The organism is Roseovarius atlanticus (assembly GCF_001441615.1).
Classification (GTDB): Bacteria; Pseudomonadota; Alphaproteobacteria; order Rhodobacterales; family Rhodobacteraceae; genus Roseovarius; species Roseovarius atlanticus.
In genome coordinates this window covers 1-14345 of sequence record NZ_LAXJ01000003.1, presented here as the reverse complement: position 1 = coordinate 14345, position 14345 = coordinate 1, and the positions used below count along the sequence as shown (strand labels likewise).

Here is a 14345-nt window from a genome sequence, read left to right as displayed (position 1 = left end):
TTACAGACCAAGCGCCTTCGAGACTTCGGCAAGCCCGTCATACTCGGACTGAAGCCGCTCACCCAACGCGTCGCCTTTGACGACGTTGGGCACTTCGCCCTTGGTCTTGAGGAACTCGACATAGCTGGGCTCGTTCACGGCCTTCTCGATGGTGTCGGCCAGCATGGTCACGATCTCGGGGTCCAGGCCCTTGGGGCCAAGGATGGCGCGCCACAGGAGCGTTTCCTTGTCGCCCAGGCCCAGCGATTCGAGCCCCGCCGCACCGGGAAGCGCGGGAACGTCAGCCGCCGAGGTCACCAGCGGGCATTTGGCTTCGCCGTTCTCGACATAAGGCAGAACAGTCGAAATCGACCCGCCGTAGATATCGACATGGCCGCCCAGAAAGTTCTGAAGCGTCTCGCCGGCGCCGCCGAAGGGGATGGCGACGGCGTCAATGCCGCGGGCCTGAAAGATCCGTTCGGCCGCCAACTGCATGGTGCCGCCGATCCCGTCGTTTCCGTAGGTGTACTTGCCGGGGTTCGCCTCGAGCTCGGCCAGGAATTCCTCGCCCGTCGTGGCAGGGAAGTCGGCCTTGACGCACAGCGTGTAGGCGGTTTCCGAGGTCGATGCGATGGGCGTGAAACTGTCGAGCGAGTAGGCGACGTTCTGCACCTGCGGAACCGTCGTCAGCGGGCTGTTCCACGTTGCGAACAGCGAATAGCCGTCCGGCTTGGCTTGCATGAACTGCGACGCGCCGACAGAGCCGCCGCCACCGCCGACGTTCAGGATCGCGATGGACGTGCCCAGCATTTCCTCGAGCAGGATGGCCAGCTTGCGGGCGCTGGTATCGGTGCCGCCGCCGGCGCCGGCCGGGATGGTCAACTCGATCGTCCGCTCGGGGTATTCCGCCAGCGCAGGCGAGGCGATCGCCGCCGCCATCGTCAGGCCGATAAAGGTTGTTCTGAAAGTCATGGTCTCTCTCCCTAGAGTTTGTTTTCAGGTTCTCAGTTGATTTCGCTGCGGTATCGAAAGTTCGTGGCGCTACCGCTTGCGACCCGCCATTCGATGGGCCGGTTCTCGATGTCGAAGGCCGTGCGCTCGATCACCGCGAGCGGATCTCCCGCGCGGATGCGCAATCGCTGCGCGACCCGTTCCGACGCCTTGCCGAAGGACACCTCGTCGCTGGCGCGTTTCACCATCACGCCGAAATGCTCGAAATAAAGCGGATACAGCAGTGGGCCGAGGCTTGATTCGGGCAGCTTGTCGAAGCCCGCGAAGCGCTCCGTCGGGATGTAGATCTCTTCGAACAGGACCGGCTGGTCCGACAGCGACCGCAGGCGCACGATCTTGATGACGTCTTCTGTGTCCAGCACCGACGCTGCCGGGGCAGGGGCCTGTGTGACGCTGCGCAGGATGATCTGGCTGGACGGGATCGACACCGGCGATCCATCCGTCTCGCGGATCGGGAAAAACCGGAAAAGGCTGGCGCTGAAGGACGGCGCACGCACCCGGGTTCCAGACCCCTGCCGACGTTCCAGCAGGCCCTCTTCCACCAGCCCGTCGACCGCCTTGCGCACGGTGCCGACGGACACGTCGAACTCCTGGGCCAGGCGCGATTCGGACGGGATCGGATGGTCCGGGGTCCATTCGCCGGTCGCGATCCGCGCGGTGAATGTGTCCCTGAGCCGTGCGTAGGCCGGAAGCCGGGCGTCCGGTGCATCGAATCCGATCATCATGTCTCCTCCTGTGCACCGTGATAGTCCAGCTTGACCCATTTAGTCAACTAGTCATATATATGATTTGAGGGAGACACCCATGATCCAGTTCGACTGCCATGCTCATGTCTATGAAACGGTCACGGCCATTGATGGGGCGCGCTATGTTCCGGCAAGGCCGGCCCCCTTGTCGGACTGGCTTGGGCATCTCAAAGCCGGAGGCCTGCAAGGGGGTGTCATCGTTCAGGTCAGCTTTCTGGGATCCGATAACTCTCAGATGTGCGACGCCCTTTCACAGCTGGATCGCCGGCGCTTTGCAGGCGTTTGCGTGGTGGGGTTGGACGTATCCGATGAACAACTCGACCGCCTGATTGGGGTCGGTGTGCGCGGCGTGCGCTGGAACCTGGTGCGCGGCGCAGAGATTCCCGATCTTCGCGCGCGCACGACCAGAGAGTTCCTGCGAAAGCTGCGCGACCGCAACATGCATCTTGAGATCCATCTGGAGGGTCCGCGGCTGGCGCCAATCCTGCCTGCGCTTTCGGATGTTGGTGTGAACGTCGTCGTGGACCATTTCGGTCTTCCGTCAGACCCGAACCCAAAGCGCGATCCGATGCTTGAGGCCGTGTCGGGGATGCATGATCGCGCTGCGCTGTATTTCAAGTTTGCCGCACATTACCGGGTCGCGTTCGACTTGCTGCCGCACGCCAGCGAACTGCTGGGACTTCTGCCCGCGCACCATGTGGTCTGGGGCAGCGACTGGCCCCACACGCAGCACGAAGACCGCGCGGGTTATCCTGACGTCCTGGCCTTTTCGGGGCAGCTGGCAGATCTGTGCGACAGGCGCGCCGTGAAGTGCTTGTATGGTCTCGGTCAGGACGCGACAGAGGATCGTGCGCCGGAAATATCGCCAGATGCCGGGGTCGCAACCGTTGCAAAAGGCGGGCCGCGTTTCTGAAGATCGCTTGCGCAACAGACACCATGATCTGACGCAATTCCGGAATGGCACAGCAGTTTTCGGCTTGGGTCGCGATGCCTCAACAGACCCCGGCAAAGTGTTGGACGGCGTCGCGTGGCGCACGCCGTTATCCGCTGGCCATTCGGAAACCCACTGGTGTAAACAGCGGCAAACCCGGCCGCGGCGCGATGCTGCGAGACCATACGGACAAAACACTCACACAAGGCGAGGGCGCCATGAAAGACCGGAGCGCGGCGGCAACCGCTCTTTACGATGGCGGGCACCGCCGGATGTTCATCGACGGAAACTGGTGCGATGCCCGGTCGGGCGAGACCATCGAGGCCCGCAACCCGGCGGACGGCACGCTGCTGGCCACCGTGCCCAAGGGCGGCCGGGCAGATGTGGATGCGGCGGTCAAGGCCGCGCGCGCGGCGTTCGAGGGCCCCTGGTCTAAATGGACGCCGTTCGAGCGCCAGGCGCTGCTGCTGCGCATAGCTGATCGGTTCGAGGAGGAATGGGAGAACCTCTGTCTTTCGGATACTCTCGACATGGGAATGCCGATCCAGCGCACGATTGCCAACAGCCGCCGTGTGCTGGGCATGTTGCGCTTCTACGCCGGTCAGGCCGTGGCGATCCATGGCGCCACCATCCCGAACTCTTTCCCCGGCGAGATCTATTCCCAGACCGTGCGCGAGCCCATCGGCGTGGTCGGTGCCATCATCCCGTGGAACGCGCCGATTGCCGGCTCGATCTGGAAAATCGCGCCGGCCATCGCGACCGGCTGCACGGTCGTGCTGAAACCGTCGGAAGAGGCGTCGCTGACCGTCCTGATGATCGCCCGGATCATGCAGGAGGCCGGCCTGCCGGATGGGGTGCTGAACATCGTAACGGGCATGGGGTTCGAGGCCGGCGCGGCACTGGCCGAACACGACGGCGTCGACAAGATCGTCTTCACCGGCTCGACCGCCACCGGACAGGCCATCGCCCGCGCGGCCACCGGCAACCTCAAGCGCGTGTCGCTGGAACTGGGCGGCAAGTCACCCGTCATCGTGTGCCGCGACGCCGATATCGAAAAGGCGGTGCCGGTCGCGGCGATGGCCGTCTTCGCCAATTCCGGGCAGATCTGCATCGCCGGGTCGCGCCTGTTCGTGGCGCGCGAAATCCATGACGAATTCGTGCGCCGTGTTGCCGACTATGCCGCCGGGCTGCGGATCGGTCACGGCATCCATGAGGACACCGACATCGGCCCGATCATCTCGGCCCGCCAGGCCAAGCGGATCGCGGGCTATCTCGACGCGGGCCCGCGCGAAGGGGCCGAGGTCATCACCGGCGGCGCACGGGCCGAGGGCCCGGAGCTTGCGGGCGGGCACTTTTTCCAGCCCACGGTACTGGGCGGCGTCACCGACGACATGAGCGTCGCACGCGAGGAAATCTTCGGCCCCGTCATTTCGGCCCTGCCTTTCGATGACCTGGACGAGGTCGTGGCCCGCGCCAACGCCACGCCCTATGGCCTCGCGGCGGGCGTTTTCTCGACCCACCTGGGCACCGCGCACAAACTGGCTCACCGGCTGAAGGCCGGATCGGTCTGGGTCAACATGTATCATGCCATCGACCCCGCCGTGCCTTTCGGCGGCGTCAAGATGTCGGGATACGGGCGCGAGGGCGGGACCGAACACATGGAAGAGTACCTGGACACCAAGGCGATCTGGATCAACGCGGACTAGACCCGCGCCCGCCACGCAATCAACGAAGACGAACGGAAAGACCCCAAAATGAATGTCGGCATCATCGGCGTCGGGCTCATGGGCCACGGCATTGCCCGCAACGTCCTGTCGCGCGGCGGCTTTGCGTTGCATTTTCTGGACCACCCGGGCAACCAGCCCACCGACGACCTTGTCGATCTTGGCGGGAGGGCGTGCGCCACGGTTGCAGAGATCGCAGCGGCGTCCGATGTGGTCATCCTGTGCGTCACCGGGTCGCCCCAGGTCGAGGCGATCGTCGGCGCGCCGGATGGTCTTGCAGCGTCGTTGCGCAAGGGAACCATCGTGGTGGATTGCTCGACCGCGTTGCCCGACTCGACCCTGCGCATGGCCGAAATGGTACGCAAGGCCGGCGGCGACTATCTGGACGCGCCGATGACACGCACCGCGAAACATGCCCACGAGGGGACGCTGAACCTGCTGGTCGGCGGCGCGGCCGAAACCCTGGATGCCGTGCGCCCTGTGCTGGCCTCTTTCACCGAACAGGTCGAGCATGTCGGCCCGCTGGGGCACGGGCATCGGCTCAAGCTTCTGCACAACTATGTCTCTGTCGGCTTCATGACCTTGCTGGCCGAGGCCGCCGCGCAGGCCGCCGATACTGGCGTGGATCCCCAAGTTTTCGTCGACGTGCTGGCGAATGGCGGCGGCGCGAGTGCCGCCCTCGACCGGCTGGCGCCCTTCATTGTCTCGCAGGATCGCGATGCGCTGCCGTTCTTCGTGTCGAATGCGCTGAAGGACATCGACTATTACCGCGACATGTCCGATGCCGCAGGTGCGCAAACGACGGTTGCCGATGGCGTATCCGCCGCGCTGTCCGAAGCGGTCGATGGCGGCCCGGCCGACGCTTACGTGCCCGAGCTGGTCCGCCTGTTCAGAACGCGAAAAGACGGCTGAAGACCCGTGCACAGACACCGCGCTGACACAGGGTTGTCAGTCAAAAAATACCCATGTAGCAAATGCAAACGTTAAACGGGAGGAAAACCATGACGTTCATTACCCGAGGGCTGGTCTCGACCGGCATCTTCCTTGCGATGGGCCTTCCGGCCCTTGCGCAGACCGAAGTCAAGATCGGCTATGCCCTTGCCCCCGACAGCCATTACGGCGTCGCGGCGCAGAAATTCGAAGAGGTGGTCAAGGCCGAGACCGGCGACGCGTTCGAGTTCAACCACTTTCCGTCTTCCGGCCTTGGCGGCGAACGCGAGGTGATCGAGGGGCTGCAACTGGGCACCATCGAGGCCACCATCGTGTCGTCCGGCACGCTGGCCAACTTCGTGCCCGATACCGGCGTTTTCGACATCCCGTTCCTGTTTCGGGATCTCGAGCACGCCCGCGCCGTTCTGGACGGAGAGATCGGGCAAGAGATCCTGGCCAAGTTCGACGATGTCGGCCTGCACGGGCTGGCCTGGGGCGAACAGGGCTTTCGCCACATCACCAACAACCGCAACGCCATCGAAACCCCGGCCGACGTCGAAAGCCTGAAGATCCGCACGATGGAAAACCCCGTGCACCTGGCGGCGTTCAACGCCATGGGCGCGGCCCCCACGCCGATGGCCTGGCCCGAGGTGATCTCTTCCCTGCAACAAGGCGTGATCGACGGTCAGGAGAACCCGCTGTCGGTGATCGTGTCGGTCAAACTGGACGAGGTACAGGAATACCTGACGCTGTCGGGCCACGTTTATTCGCCCGCGATGCTGCTTGTGTCCAAGCCGTTCTGGGATGGCCTTGACGACACTCAGAAAGCCGCCTTCGAGAAGGCCGCGGCGGAGGCCGTGACCGCCATGCGCGGCTATGTCGACGATGTCGAGACCACGGGCGTCGAAACCCTGAAAGAGCGCGGCATGAAGGTGAACGAGCTGTCGGCCGAACAGAAGGCCGCCTTCCAGGAGTCCATCGCGTCGGCCTACGAAGGCTATTACGAGACCTACGGCAAGGACCTTGTCGACTCGATCGTCAACTTCGAGTGATACGACCGCACCGGCGCCCACCCGGCGCCGGTGCCCGGACCGGGGGCGCCGCGTGAAACGGCTCGAACATATCTTCGTCGTGTTGAACGGCTGGGCGCTGATAGGAATGCTGTCTGCGATGGCGCTGATCGTGGGGGCAAATATCTTTCTGCGCTATTTCACCGCGCATTCCCTGCCCTGGGCCGACGAGGCCGCGCGTTACCTGATGATCTGGCTGACATTCACGGGCGCGGGCCTGATCCTGCGCATCGGCGGCCACGTGGCCATCACCAACCTGCAAGACAGCCTGCCGGCAACCGGGCAAAAGCTGCTTCGGGCCTTGATCGTGCTGATCCTTCTGACGTTCTTTGCCTACATGGTCTACGTCGGCTGGCAATACGCGCAGCGGATGCAGTTCCAAGTCACGCCGGCCCTGCGCCTGCCGTTTCTTTATGTCTATGCGGCGATGCCCGTGGGCTTCGCCCTGCTGATCGTGCACCTGTTGCTGATCGCGCGCCCCTTCATCGGCGCCGGAGACTACAAGAGCCTCGATGCACGCGGCGTGGACGACGACACCGTCACCGGCGGCGCCAATGGCTGAGATCCTCTTTCCGGCCCTTTTCCTGTTGCTGATCCTCGGCCTGCCGGTCGCGTTCGCGATGGCGATCTCGGTCTTCGCGGCGATCATGCTGGCCTCCAGCTATCAGCCGCTGGTGGTGGTCAAGGAGATGTTCTCGGGCCTGGACAGTTTTCCGCTGCTGGCGGTGCCGTTCTTTATCCTGGCGTCCGAGATCATGACCGGCGGCGCGGTGACGCTGGCGATCCTGCGGCTTGCGCAGTCGCTGGTGGGGCACCTGCGCGGCGGGCTGGGCCACGCCAATGTCGTGAGTTCCGCGATGTTCGCGGGGATCTCGGGCAGCGCGCTTGCCGATGCCGCCGGGCCGGGCACAATGATGATCCGGATGATGGAGAAAGGCGGCTACGACCGGCCCTATGCCAGCGCCCTGACCATTGCCAGTGCCGTCGTCGGGCCGATCATCCCGCCCTCGATCACCATGATCATCTATGCGATGCAGGACCAGAACGTCTCGGTCGGGTCGCTGTTCATGGCCGGGATCCTGCCGGGGCTGGTGATCACGGTGATGGTGATTCTGGCCAATGCCCGCGTCAGCAGGCAGCGCAACTATGCGTCGGGCGCGCCGATGCCGCCCTTTGCCGAAATCGCCCGGGCAGCGCTCTTTGCGCTGCCGGCGCTGATCCTGATCGTACTGATCGTGGGCGGTATCAGGTTCGGCGTCTTCACCCCGACCGAGGCGTCCGTGATCGCCGTTTTCTACGCGCTTTTCGTGGGCATGTTCGTCTATCGCTCGCTGCGCCTGCGCGACCTGCCGGCCATCGTGCTGCGCGCGGCGCTGACATCGGGCGCGGTGCTGCTGATCCTTGGCGCCGCGCGGGCGTTCGCGTGGGTGCTGATCATCGAGAGCGTTCCACAGTACCTGGCACAAACCATCATCGCGTGGGATCTTGCGCCGATCGTTTTCCTGCTGGCCGTCAACCTTCTGCTGTTGGTCTTCGGCCTGTTCATGGACCCGTTGCCCGGTGTCATGATCCTGGTGCCCATCCTCGCACCGATCAGCTTTGCGCTGGGGATCGACCCCAACCACTTTGCCATCATCGTGATCGTCAACCTGACGCTGGGCCTGACGACGCCGCCTGTCGGAAGCCTGATCTTCGTCGTGTCTTCCACCGTGGGGCTCAAGCCGTCGACCCTGATCCGCGAGATGCCGCCGTTCTTCATCGCCCTCGCCGTGGCGCTGCTGCTGATCACGTTCCTGCCGTTCCTGTCCGCCTGGTTGCCAAAGGCGAGTGGGTTCTGACGGCAGTTGCCGCCATCATGGTTCAAGATCGGTCCCGCTGATCAGACTGCCCGCCGCGATGTCGCCGCATCAGATGTCGCGGCCCGAACGGTCAATGTCTCAAGGTCCGCTCATCCTTGCGGTCCACCCCGGACGTCGCCAAGTCTGGCGCAAGGCAGAAGCGCCGCCGCTGACACGCAGCAAGAAAAGCCTTGTTGATCCGGCAGAATGGGTCAACTATAAATTGAATATTGTTTCTTTTTGACCGAAATCCATTCGTCTTGGTGCTCTAGGTGTTCGGACAACTTCATCGGCTTCGCGGGCCAGGCCCGGCGCGTTTTCTTTGTGCACTCACCCACGGCGACATCGCCCGCCGCATCTTATGGGACCGGGCGGTGTGACCGGGCCGCTGCGCTTTCAGTCCTGGCTGACATCGGGCTTTCGTCGCGCCTGGCGGTGCTGGCGGATGACAACGGCGTGCCGCCCGCGGCCAGCGCCACTATCGAGGCCGGTCCGCGGCTTACGAATATCGACGACCCCGTGACGCGCACCATCGCGCTGCGCGGACCGGGCGACGTGCTGCGGCTGGAAGGCGGGACCGTCACCAAGACGATGCCCGCCCCGGGCGCGCGGGACTGCGCGCCGAACTTCTTTCCCTATGTCGAGTTCGCAGACCCGGAGCTTCCCTGGCTTTACACCCCGGCCCGCCCGGGACCGACGAACCGGCTGATGCCGTGGCTGTGCCTGATCGCGGTCGAGGAAGGGCCCGAGATCGTGCTGTCGTCCCTGGCTGACCCGCCGGTGATGCGGCTGTCGATTGCATCCGGGGCCGGCCAGAGGCTGCCGCCGCTGACCGAGGCCCATGCCTGGGCGCATCTTCAGGACGTCGAGGGCGCGCAGGGCCCCCGTACGGTTGCGCGGCTTTTGTCGCCCATGCGCCTGAAGCCACGGGCGCAGTACACGGCCTGCCTGGTGCCCACGTTCGAGGCCGGGCGGCTGGCCGGGCTGGGCCGCGACGCCGATCCGTCCGGGCCGCTGCTGGCGTGGCAGGACGGGACCGCGGCGCAAGGGCAAGGCGTCGGTCGCGGGCAAGGGCGGCAAGGCGGGCCGGATCGACGCAAAGACACCGGGCAGGACCACGACTGGCAAGGTCAAGCCGGGCAAGATCAAGCCGGGAAAGACCTCAACCGGAAAGACCGAGGCCGATCCCGGTAAGGTCAGGCCCGGAACCGCAACGCTCGATCCCAAGCGGCCGATGACCGAACAATGGCCGCAGATCCTGAAGGAGTTTTGCAAGGTTCCGCGCGGCACCGCGCCCCGCATCGAGGTGAAGAAATTCGAGGCGACACGCCCTGGCGTGACGTTCGTGCCGCGCCCCGGCAAGTACCCGCAGGCGTTCCAGACCGCGAAGAAACCGTTTGAGGAACTGCGAGACGATCTTCCGGTGCTTATGCTGCCCGTGCGGATCGAAACGCGTTTTCACGGGCCGACGCAGGACCGAACACTGCGGATCAGAGTCATCCCGACATGATCGGCGTCGATGCGTTCGATCCCACGATCACGCAGCCCGAGCTGAAGGCCGCGCGGCAGCCACCGGCAGCGGCCTGGAAATAGACCCTGATATTGCCTGGATGTTCGATTTCGACATCGCCAGGCAAAAGGGCATGGCGCTTGAAATTCCCGTCACCGGCACGGCGCGGACGCGGATCGGCGAGCTTTACGTCACCGGGGTCAAAAGCCGCGATGCCGCGGGCCAGACCCTGACACCTGCGGTCGCCGCGACGCTGCTGGACGGGCTTCTGGACAGTCAGCTTCACGACTGGGGCGCGGGCTTTGTGCCGACTGGCACCGCCACCAACAACACCAGCGACGTCGCGGCGGGCTGGTCGCAATACGATACCGACCCCGAGGCGATCTATCTGCGCAACGTGGTCGAACGGGTGACCGACCCAGCCGCGCCTGCACAGATGGCCGCGCATGGCGACGACGCGCTCTTGCCGCGCGGCGCGCTGGTGGGCTCGGAGGAGTCGCGCAAAAGCTATCGGCGCCTTGGCCGCGCCCTGGGGCTGGGCAATGGGTCGGCGCTGAAGCGATACGATCACCGCACGCTGGACGAGGCGAGCGCATTCGAGGCGATGAACGCCGCGCTGTGGCCGGTGACATGGGGTGAGACGCTCACCACGATGATGGCCGGGCCGGACGGCAACCACCTGACCGACGCGACACGCCAATGGGCGCGGCGCTGGTTTCGCGACACCGTGAAGGGCGGGCCGTACCTGCCTTCGATCCGCATCGGCAATTCGCCCTACGGCATTCTTCCGGTGCAAAGCATCACGCGGGGGCTGACCCAGTCGATCCCCGATGCCGGCGGCAGCGATATCCAGCGCGAGGCAATCCTGAAGTGGACCATCGAGGAGGCCTATCACGAGTGGTACGCCGCCGCGCCGCGCGTGCTGCGCATGGCCGAGCGTCCCGAGGGCCTTCAGGGGTTCGGCGCACCGGGCGAGCGGCTGCTGGAAATCCTGCGGCAAGACCCGAACCCGGCCCATTTCGCGCTGGAAAAGGCGGTCGACACCACCGGGCGGATCGAATTCCAGTACGAGATCCGCAAGCGTGTCTTCGACCCGACCATCCGCACCGACACCTATCTGGACCTTTATCGCCGGCGCGACGGCTCGGACATGCGACTTATGCTGGAGGCGATCTGGCGCCGGGCCGGGCGGGTCCTGTTCGACGATTGGCCGGCCGCATTTTCATCCTACGCGCACCAGAAGCGCGTGTTGCTGGAGAAAAGAGCCCTGCTGGACGACACCAGTCATGGCCGGGCCTCGATCTGGGATTACCAGCCTTCCCCACTTATGTCGTTCCTCAGTCCGGGCCACCTGCGCCACCACGCCTATGACACCTGCATCGGGTATCTGGACGACCTGATCGAAATCCTCGACCGGCACATGGAGGGCAACGCGCTGTTCCGGTCGCTTTTCGGGACGGCCGGCGGCGCCTTCAAGGGCGCGATCGGCGAAACCACGAAAGACGCAGCCCAGGTTTTCCTGGCCTTTGAGGACAAGAACGAGACGTGGCACCCGGACGATTTCGTGCGCATCCGGGCCGGGGCGGACACCGTGGCGCCCGCCAATTATTTCGAGATGTCCGACGCCGAAAAGCTGAAGGCGCCGTCCTTTGAACCGCTGCAATCCGGCTTGCGCATGGGTGGCGGCGAGGCCATCTCCGGCGGCGCGTTCGAGGCCGTGACCGACGTGGAAGAGATCGTCATCGACCCCGAACTGAACCAGTATCTGGGCCGGACCCGGCGCAAGGCACCGACGCGTCGCGCGACACCGCGCAGGCGCAACGCGCCGCAAGCCCGCGCCGACGACCCGCTGTTCAAACCCGCCCTGTCGGTCGACCCTGCCGCCCGCACCAGGCCCGCGCCCGCGTTTCAGTTCCGCGAGCCGACATTCGAGGTCGCGGAGGCCACAGGCGAGCTTGCCGCCGGCCGCATGACCCGGTCGGCGACCGTGGCGCTTGTGCCATGCGGCGACGCCGTGACGAACCGGCCTGAGCGGGATTGAACCCGGTGCCGCGTTCGCGCGACCGATATTCGAAGGGCGTGCCAGTCTCGCGCCAATCTTTCTGCAGGAGTCAGGGAACCATGAAGTTTCGTCACCACCTTGCCGCGTGCCTTCTTGCACTTTTGCCAACCTCTGCCCTCGCTTGCGAGCCGCCGGCGATTTTCCACGTCCCCTTCGAGGCGCGGTCAGGCGCGGCCGCACCAGCCGAGATCGCCGCATTCGTCGCCCGGACCAAACCGGTGATCCGCTCGACCTCTCTGTCGCGCGGGGCACCGGGAGAGTCCTCGATGTGCGGCGGAATGGGCTATATCAGTGTCGAAATCGCCTTGCCGCCGGGTGCGCCCTATACGCTTGGCGAGGTCGGGGCCGAGATCACCCTGGCCGAAGGGCAGTTCTATGACCACGTGTTTCCCAAGGGTGCCGTGATGCCGGTCGAGCCGGGCGCCGACAGCCTGAAGATCGGCAATGCCTGGTACGAAGGACCGCCGCCGCAGCACAAGCCGATCAGCGCGGTGTTCAACGTGCGGCTGGTCGCGCCGGATGGCACGCGCGGTCCGGCGACCCGCGTGGTGGTCAAGTCCGTTCCGAAACGCACCGGCAAGGCGGAAGGCGTGTCGCGGTAAAAGCGTCAGGCGGGCGCGCTGCGTCACCAAACCCTGTTCCGCAGCCTACCGAACGCACAAACGCCCGCCGCAGTGGACGGGCGTTTCTTTCAGGTCGTGCCGGTCTCAGCGATAGACCGATTCCTTGCCGAAATGCTTGGTCAGCATGTAGTAGATCACCGCGCGGTACTTGTTGCGCTCGGACTTGCCGTAGGTCTCGATGCACTGGTTGATCGCGTCCATCAATTGCGGTCCGTCGGACAGGCCCAGCTTCTTTATCAGAAAGTTGTCCTTCACCGTCTCCAGCTCGTGCGCCTGCCCCGCGGCGACAGTCGCGGCATCGGCATTGTAAATCGCCGGCCCACAGCCGATCGTAACCTTCGTCAAAAGGTCCATGTCGGGGGTCATCCCGCATTTTGATTTCAGATCATCGGCGTATTTCGCGATCAATTCGTCACGGCGTCCCATAAAGTCTTCTCCCACCTGTCCCGGTGTTCCACCGGGATGTGTTTTCAGTTCCGGCGCAAAAGCCACGCGCAGGATAGCCACAGACGCACAAGCGACAAAGGGAAAAGTCTGCGATGCTTTCCCGGGGGCCGAAACGACAAAGGGCGCCCCACGAAGGGGCGCCCGAATGCCTGCTAGAATGTGCAGTCCAGATTACATCGCGCTGTCGAGCGGCACGTCGTCTTCCAGACCTTCAACGCCGGTTTCGTCGAATTCCGGCTGAGCCTTCAGCTCTTCTTCGGTCCACGAGCTCAGCATCAGGCCTTCACCTTCTGCGGCCATCGAAAACTCTTCCAGCGGGATGGCGACGGTGTATTCGCCCAGACCCAGGAAACCGCCGATACCGATCACGGCAGCAAGGTCTTCACCCTGGCGCACGATATAGTCGATCTCGCCAACGTCTTCACCGGCTTGGGTGGTCACGTTCTGGCCAAGGATGTCGCCGACCAACATACCGCTGAAGGTCGAGCTCATGCCGCCCTCGGTGCTGGTGACTTCGTTGCCGTCATCGGCACCCATGTCGGTGTCGGCCGCCATGTTGTCGGACGACTCGGTTTCGGCGTTGGTCTCAGTGTCCGCGGCCATGTTTTCGTCCGACGTTTCGGTGTCTGCACCGGTGTCGGCGGCAGTGTCGCTGTCGGTCATTTCGTCGGCCGCGTTGTCGGTCGACTCTGCGACGTCGTCGGCTGCCTCTTCGGTGGCATCGGCTGCGCCTTCGGCCATGTCCTCGGCGCCTTCGGCCGCGTCTTCTGCGGTGTTTTCAACGGCTTGTGCCGTGTCTTCAGCCGCGTCTTCAACAGCTTCGCCGGTTTGCTCGGCGCTCTGCTCCAGCTGTTCCGACGTGTCCTGCGTCTCGGCCTGAGCCGATTGCTCGGTCGTCAGCGTGCCTTCGGCATCCGACTCGGATTGGGCGATAGCTGCGCCGGTCATCAGGGCGATGGCAGCAACAGAAGTGGTCAGGGTCTTATACATTGGATCTTCCTCCTTTGCGTTATGCCGCCTCAACCGCAGTCGCATCAGGATGGTTCCCACCGGAATAAAAAATGCCGCCCGGCGGGGTGCGGGGCGGCATTTTTCCGCCGAAAACGGCGGTAGGTCTTTGATAATCGGAGGTTTCTGCAGAAACGACGCCGTTTTCAGTAGCGGTAATGCTCCGGCTTGTAGGGGCCTTCGGGCGAAACGCCGATGTAATCGGCCTGCTCTTTCGCAAGCTCGGTCAGCTTCACGCCGATCCGCTCCAGATGCAGGCGGGCAACTTTTTCGTCCAGATGCTTGGGCAGGATATAGACCTTGTTCTCGTACTCGCCGCCGTTCTTCCACAGCTCGATCTGCGCCAGAACCTGGTTGGTAAAGCTGGCCGACATCACGAAGGACGGGTGGCCGGTGGCGTTGCCGAGGTTCAGCAGGCGCCCTTCGGACAACAGAATGATGCGGTTGCCCGAGGGCATCTCGATCA

The 14345-nt window shown here is 64.4% G+C and carries 15 protein-coding genes; 10 read left to right on the top strand and 5 right to left on the bottom strand.

The window, feature by feature from the left end:
• Both XM53_RS03565 and XM53_RS03560 read right to left on the bottom strand, forming a co-directional pair.
• Positions 1-951 carry a tripartite tricarboxylate transporter substrate binding protein gene (locus XM53_RS03565; RefSeq protein ID WP_057790384.1) on the bottom strand — a complete coding sequence of 317 codons (951 nt, stop codon included), beginning with the start codon at positions 949-951 and terminating at the stop codon, positions 1-3.
• 32 nt (positions 952-983) lie between these two features.
• Positions 984-1715, bottom strand: a complete 732-nt coding sequence (locus tag XM53_RS03560) for a GntR family transcriptional regulator (RefSeq protein ID WP_057790382.1) — start codon at positions 1713-1715, stop codon at positions 984-986.
• 79 nt (positions 1716-1794) lie between these two features.
• Here XM53_RS03560 and XM53_RS03555 point away from each other — a divergent pair, with 79 nt between their 5' ends.
• The 10 genes from XM53_RS03555 to XM53_RS03510 all read left to right on the top strand — a co-directional run bounded on the left by XM53_RS03555 (position 1795) and on the right by XM53_RS03510 (position 12403).
• Complete coding sequence (locus XM53_RS03555) at positions 1795-2649, top strand: amidohydrolase family protein (RefSeq protein WP_057790380.1); 855 nt, start codon at positions 1795-1797, stop codon at positions 2647-2649.
• Between the two features lie 236 nt (positions 2650-2885).
• Positions 2886-4373, top strand: a complete 1488-nt coding sequence (locus XM53_RS03550; RefSeq protein WP_057790378.1) for an aldehyde dehydrogenase family protein — start codon at positions 2886-2888, stop codon at positions 4371-4373.
• Between the two features lie 48 nt (positions 4374-4421).
• Positions 4422-5303: an NAD(P)-dependent oxidoreductase gene (locus XM53_RS03545; RefSeq protein ID WP_057790377.1), complete on the top strand. Its 882-nt coding sequence runs from the start codon at positions 4422-4424 to the stop codon at positions 5301-5303.
• A gap of 89 nt (positions 5304-5392) precedes the next feature.
• Positions 5393-6373 (top strand): TRAP transporter substrate-binding protein, encoded by a 981-nt coding sequence (locus tag XM53_RS03540; RefSeq protein WP_057790375.1) that lies wholly within the window; start codon positions 5393-5395, stop codon positions 6371-6373.
• Positions 6374-6425: 52 nt separating this feature from the next.
• Entirely contained in the window at positions 6426-6953 is a 528-nt protein-coding gene (locus XM53_RS03535) for a TRAP transporter small permease (protein WP_057790373.1), read from the top strand.
• On the top strand, positions 6946-8229 hold the full coding sequence (locus XM53_RS03530) for a TRAP transporter large permease (RefSeq protein WP_057790371.1): 1284 nt from the start codon (positions 6946-6948) through the stop codon (positions 8227-8229). The genes XM53_RS03535 and XM53_RS03530 overlap by 8 nt, the downstream gene beginning before the upstream one ends.
• Before the next feature lie 435 nt (positions 8230-8664).
• Positions 8665-9423, top strand: coding sequence for a hypothetical protein (locus tag XM53_RS03525; RefSeq protein WP_144435444.1), 759 nt, complete (start codon positions 8665-8667; stop codon positions 9421-9423).
• A 40-nt stretch (positions 9424-9463) separates the two neighbouring features.
• The gene (locus XM53_RS03520; RefSeq protein ID WP_057790367.1) at positions 9464-9739 is read left to right on the top strand and encodes a hypothetical protein; all 276 of its coding nucleotides are present in this window, start codon (positions 9464-9466) and stop codon (positions 9737-9739) included.
• Between the two features lie 100 nt (positions 9740-9839).
• Positions 9840-11780 carry a hypothetical protein gene (locus XM53_RS03515; protein WP_057790365.1) on the top strand — a complete coding sequence of 647 codons (1941 nt, stop codon included), beginning with the start codon at positions 9840-9842 and terminating at the stop codon, positions 11778-11780.
• 80 nt (positions 11781-11860) lie between these two features.
• Positions 11861-12403, top strand: coding sequence for a hypothetical protein (locus tag XM53_RS03510; RefSeq protein WP_057790363.1), 543 nt, complete (start codon positions 11861-11863; stop codon positions 12401-12403).
• A gap of 105 nt (positions 12404-12508) precedes the next feature.
• Here XM53_RS03510 and XM53_RS03505 read toward each other — a convergent pair whose 3' ends face one another.
• The 3 genes from XM53_RS03505 to XM53_RS03495 form a co-directional block, all read right to left on the bottom strand.
• Positions 12509-12850 (bottom strand): DUF2853 family protein, encoded by a 342-nt coding sequence (locus XM53_RS03505; RefSeq protein WP_057790361.1) that lies wholly within the window; start codon positions 12848-12850, stop codon positions 12509-12511.
• Between the two features lie 192 nt (positions 12851-13042).
• Positions 13043-13861, bottom strand: coding sequence for a putative sodium/potassium/calcium exchanger (locus tag XM53_RS03500; RefSeq protein ID WP_057790359.1), 819 nt, complete (start codon positions 13859-13861; stop codon positions 13043-13045).
• A 164-nt stretch (positions 13862-14025) separates the two neighbouring features.
• A partial coding sequence (locus tag XM53_RS03495; RefSeq protein WP_144435443.1) for an adenosylhomocysteinase occupies positions 14026-14345 on the bottom strand: 320 nt, incomplete at its 5' end.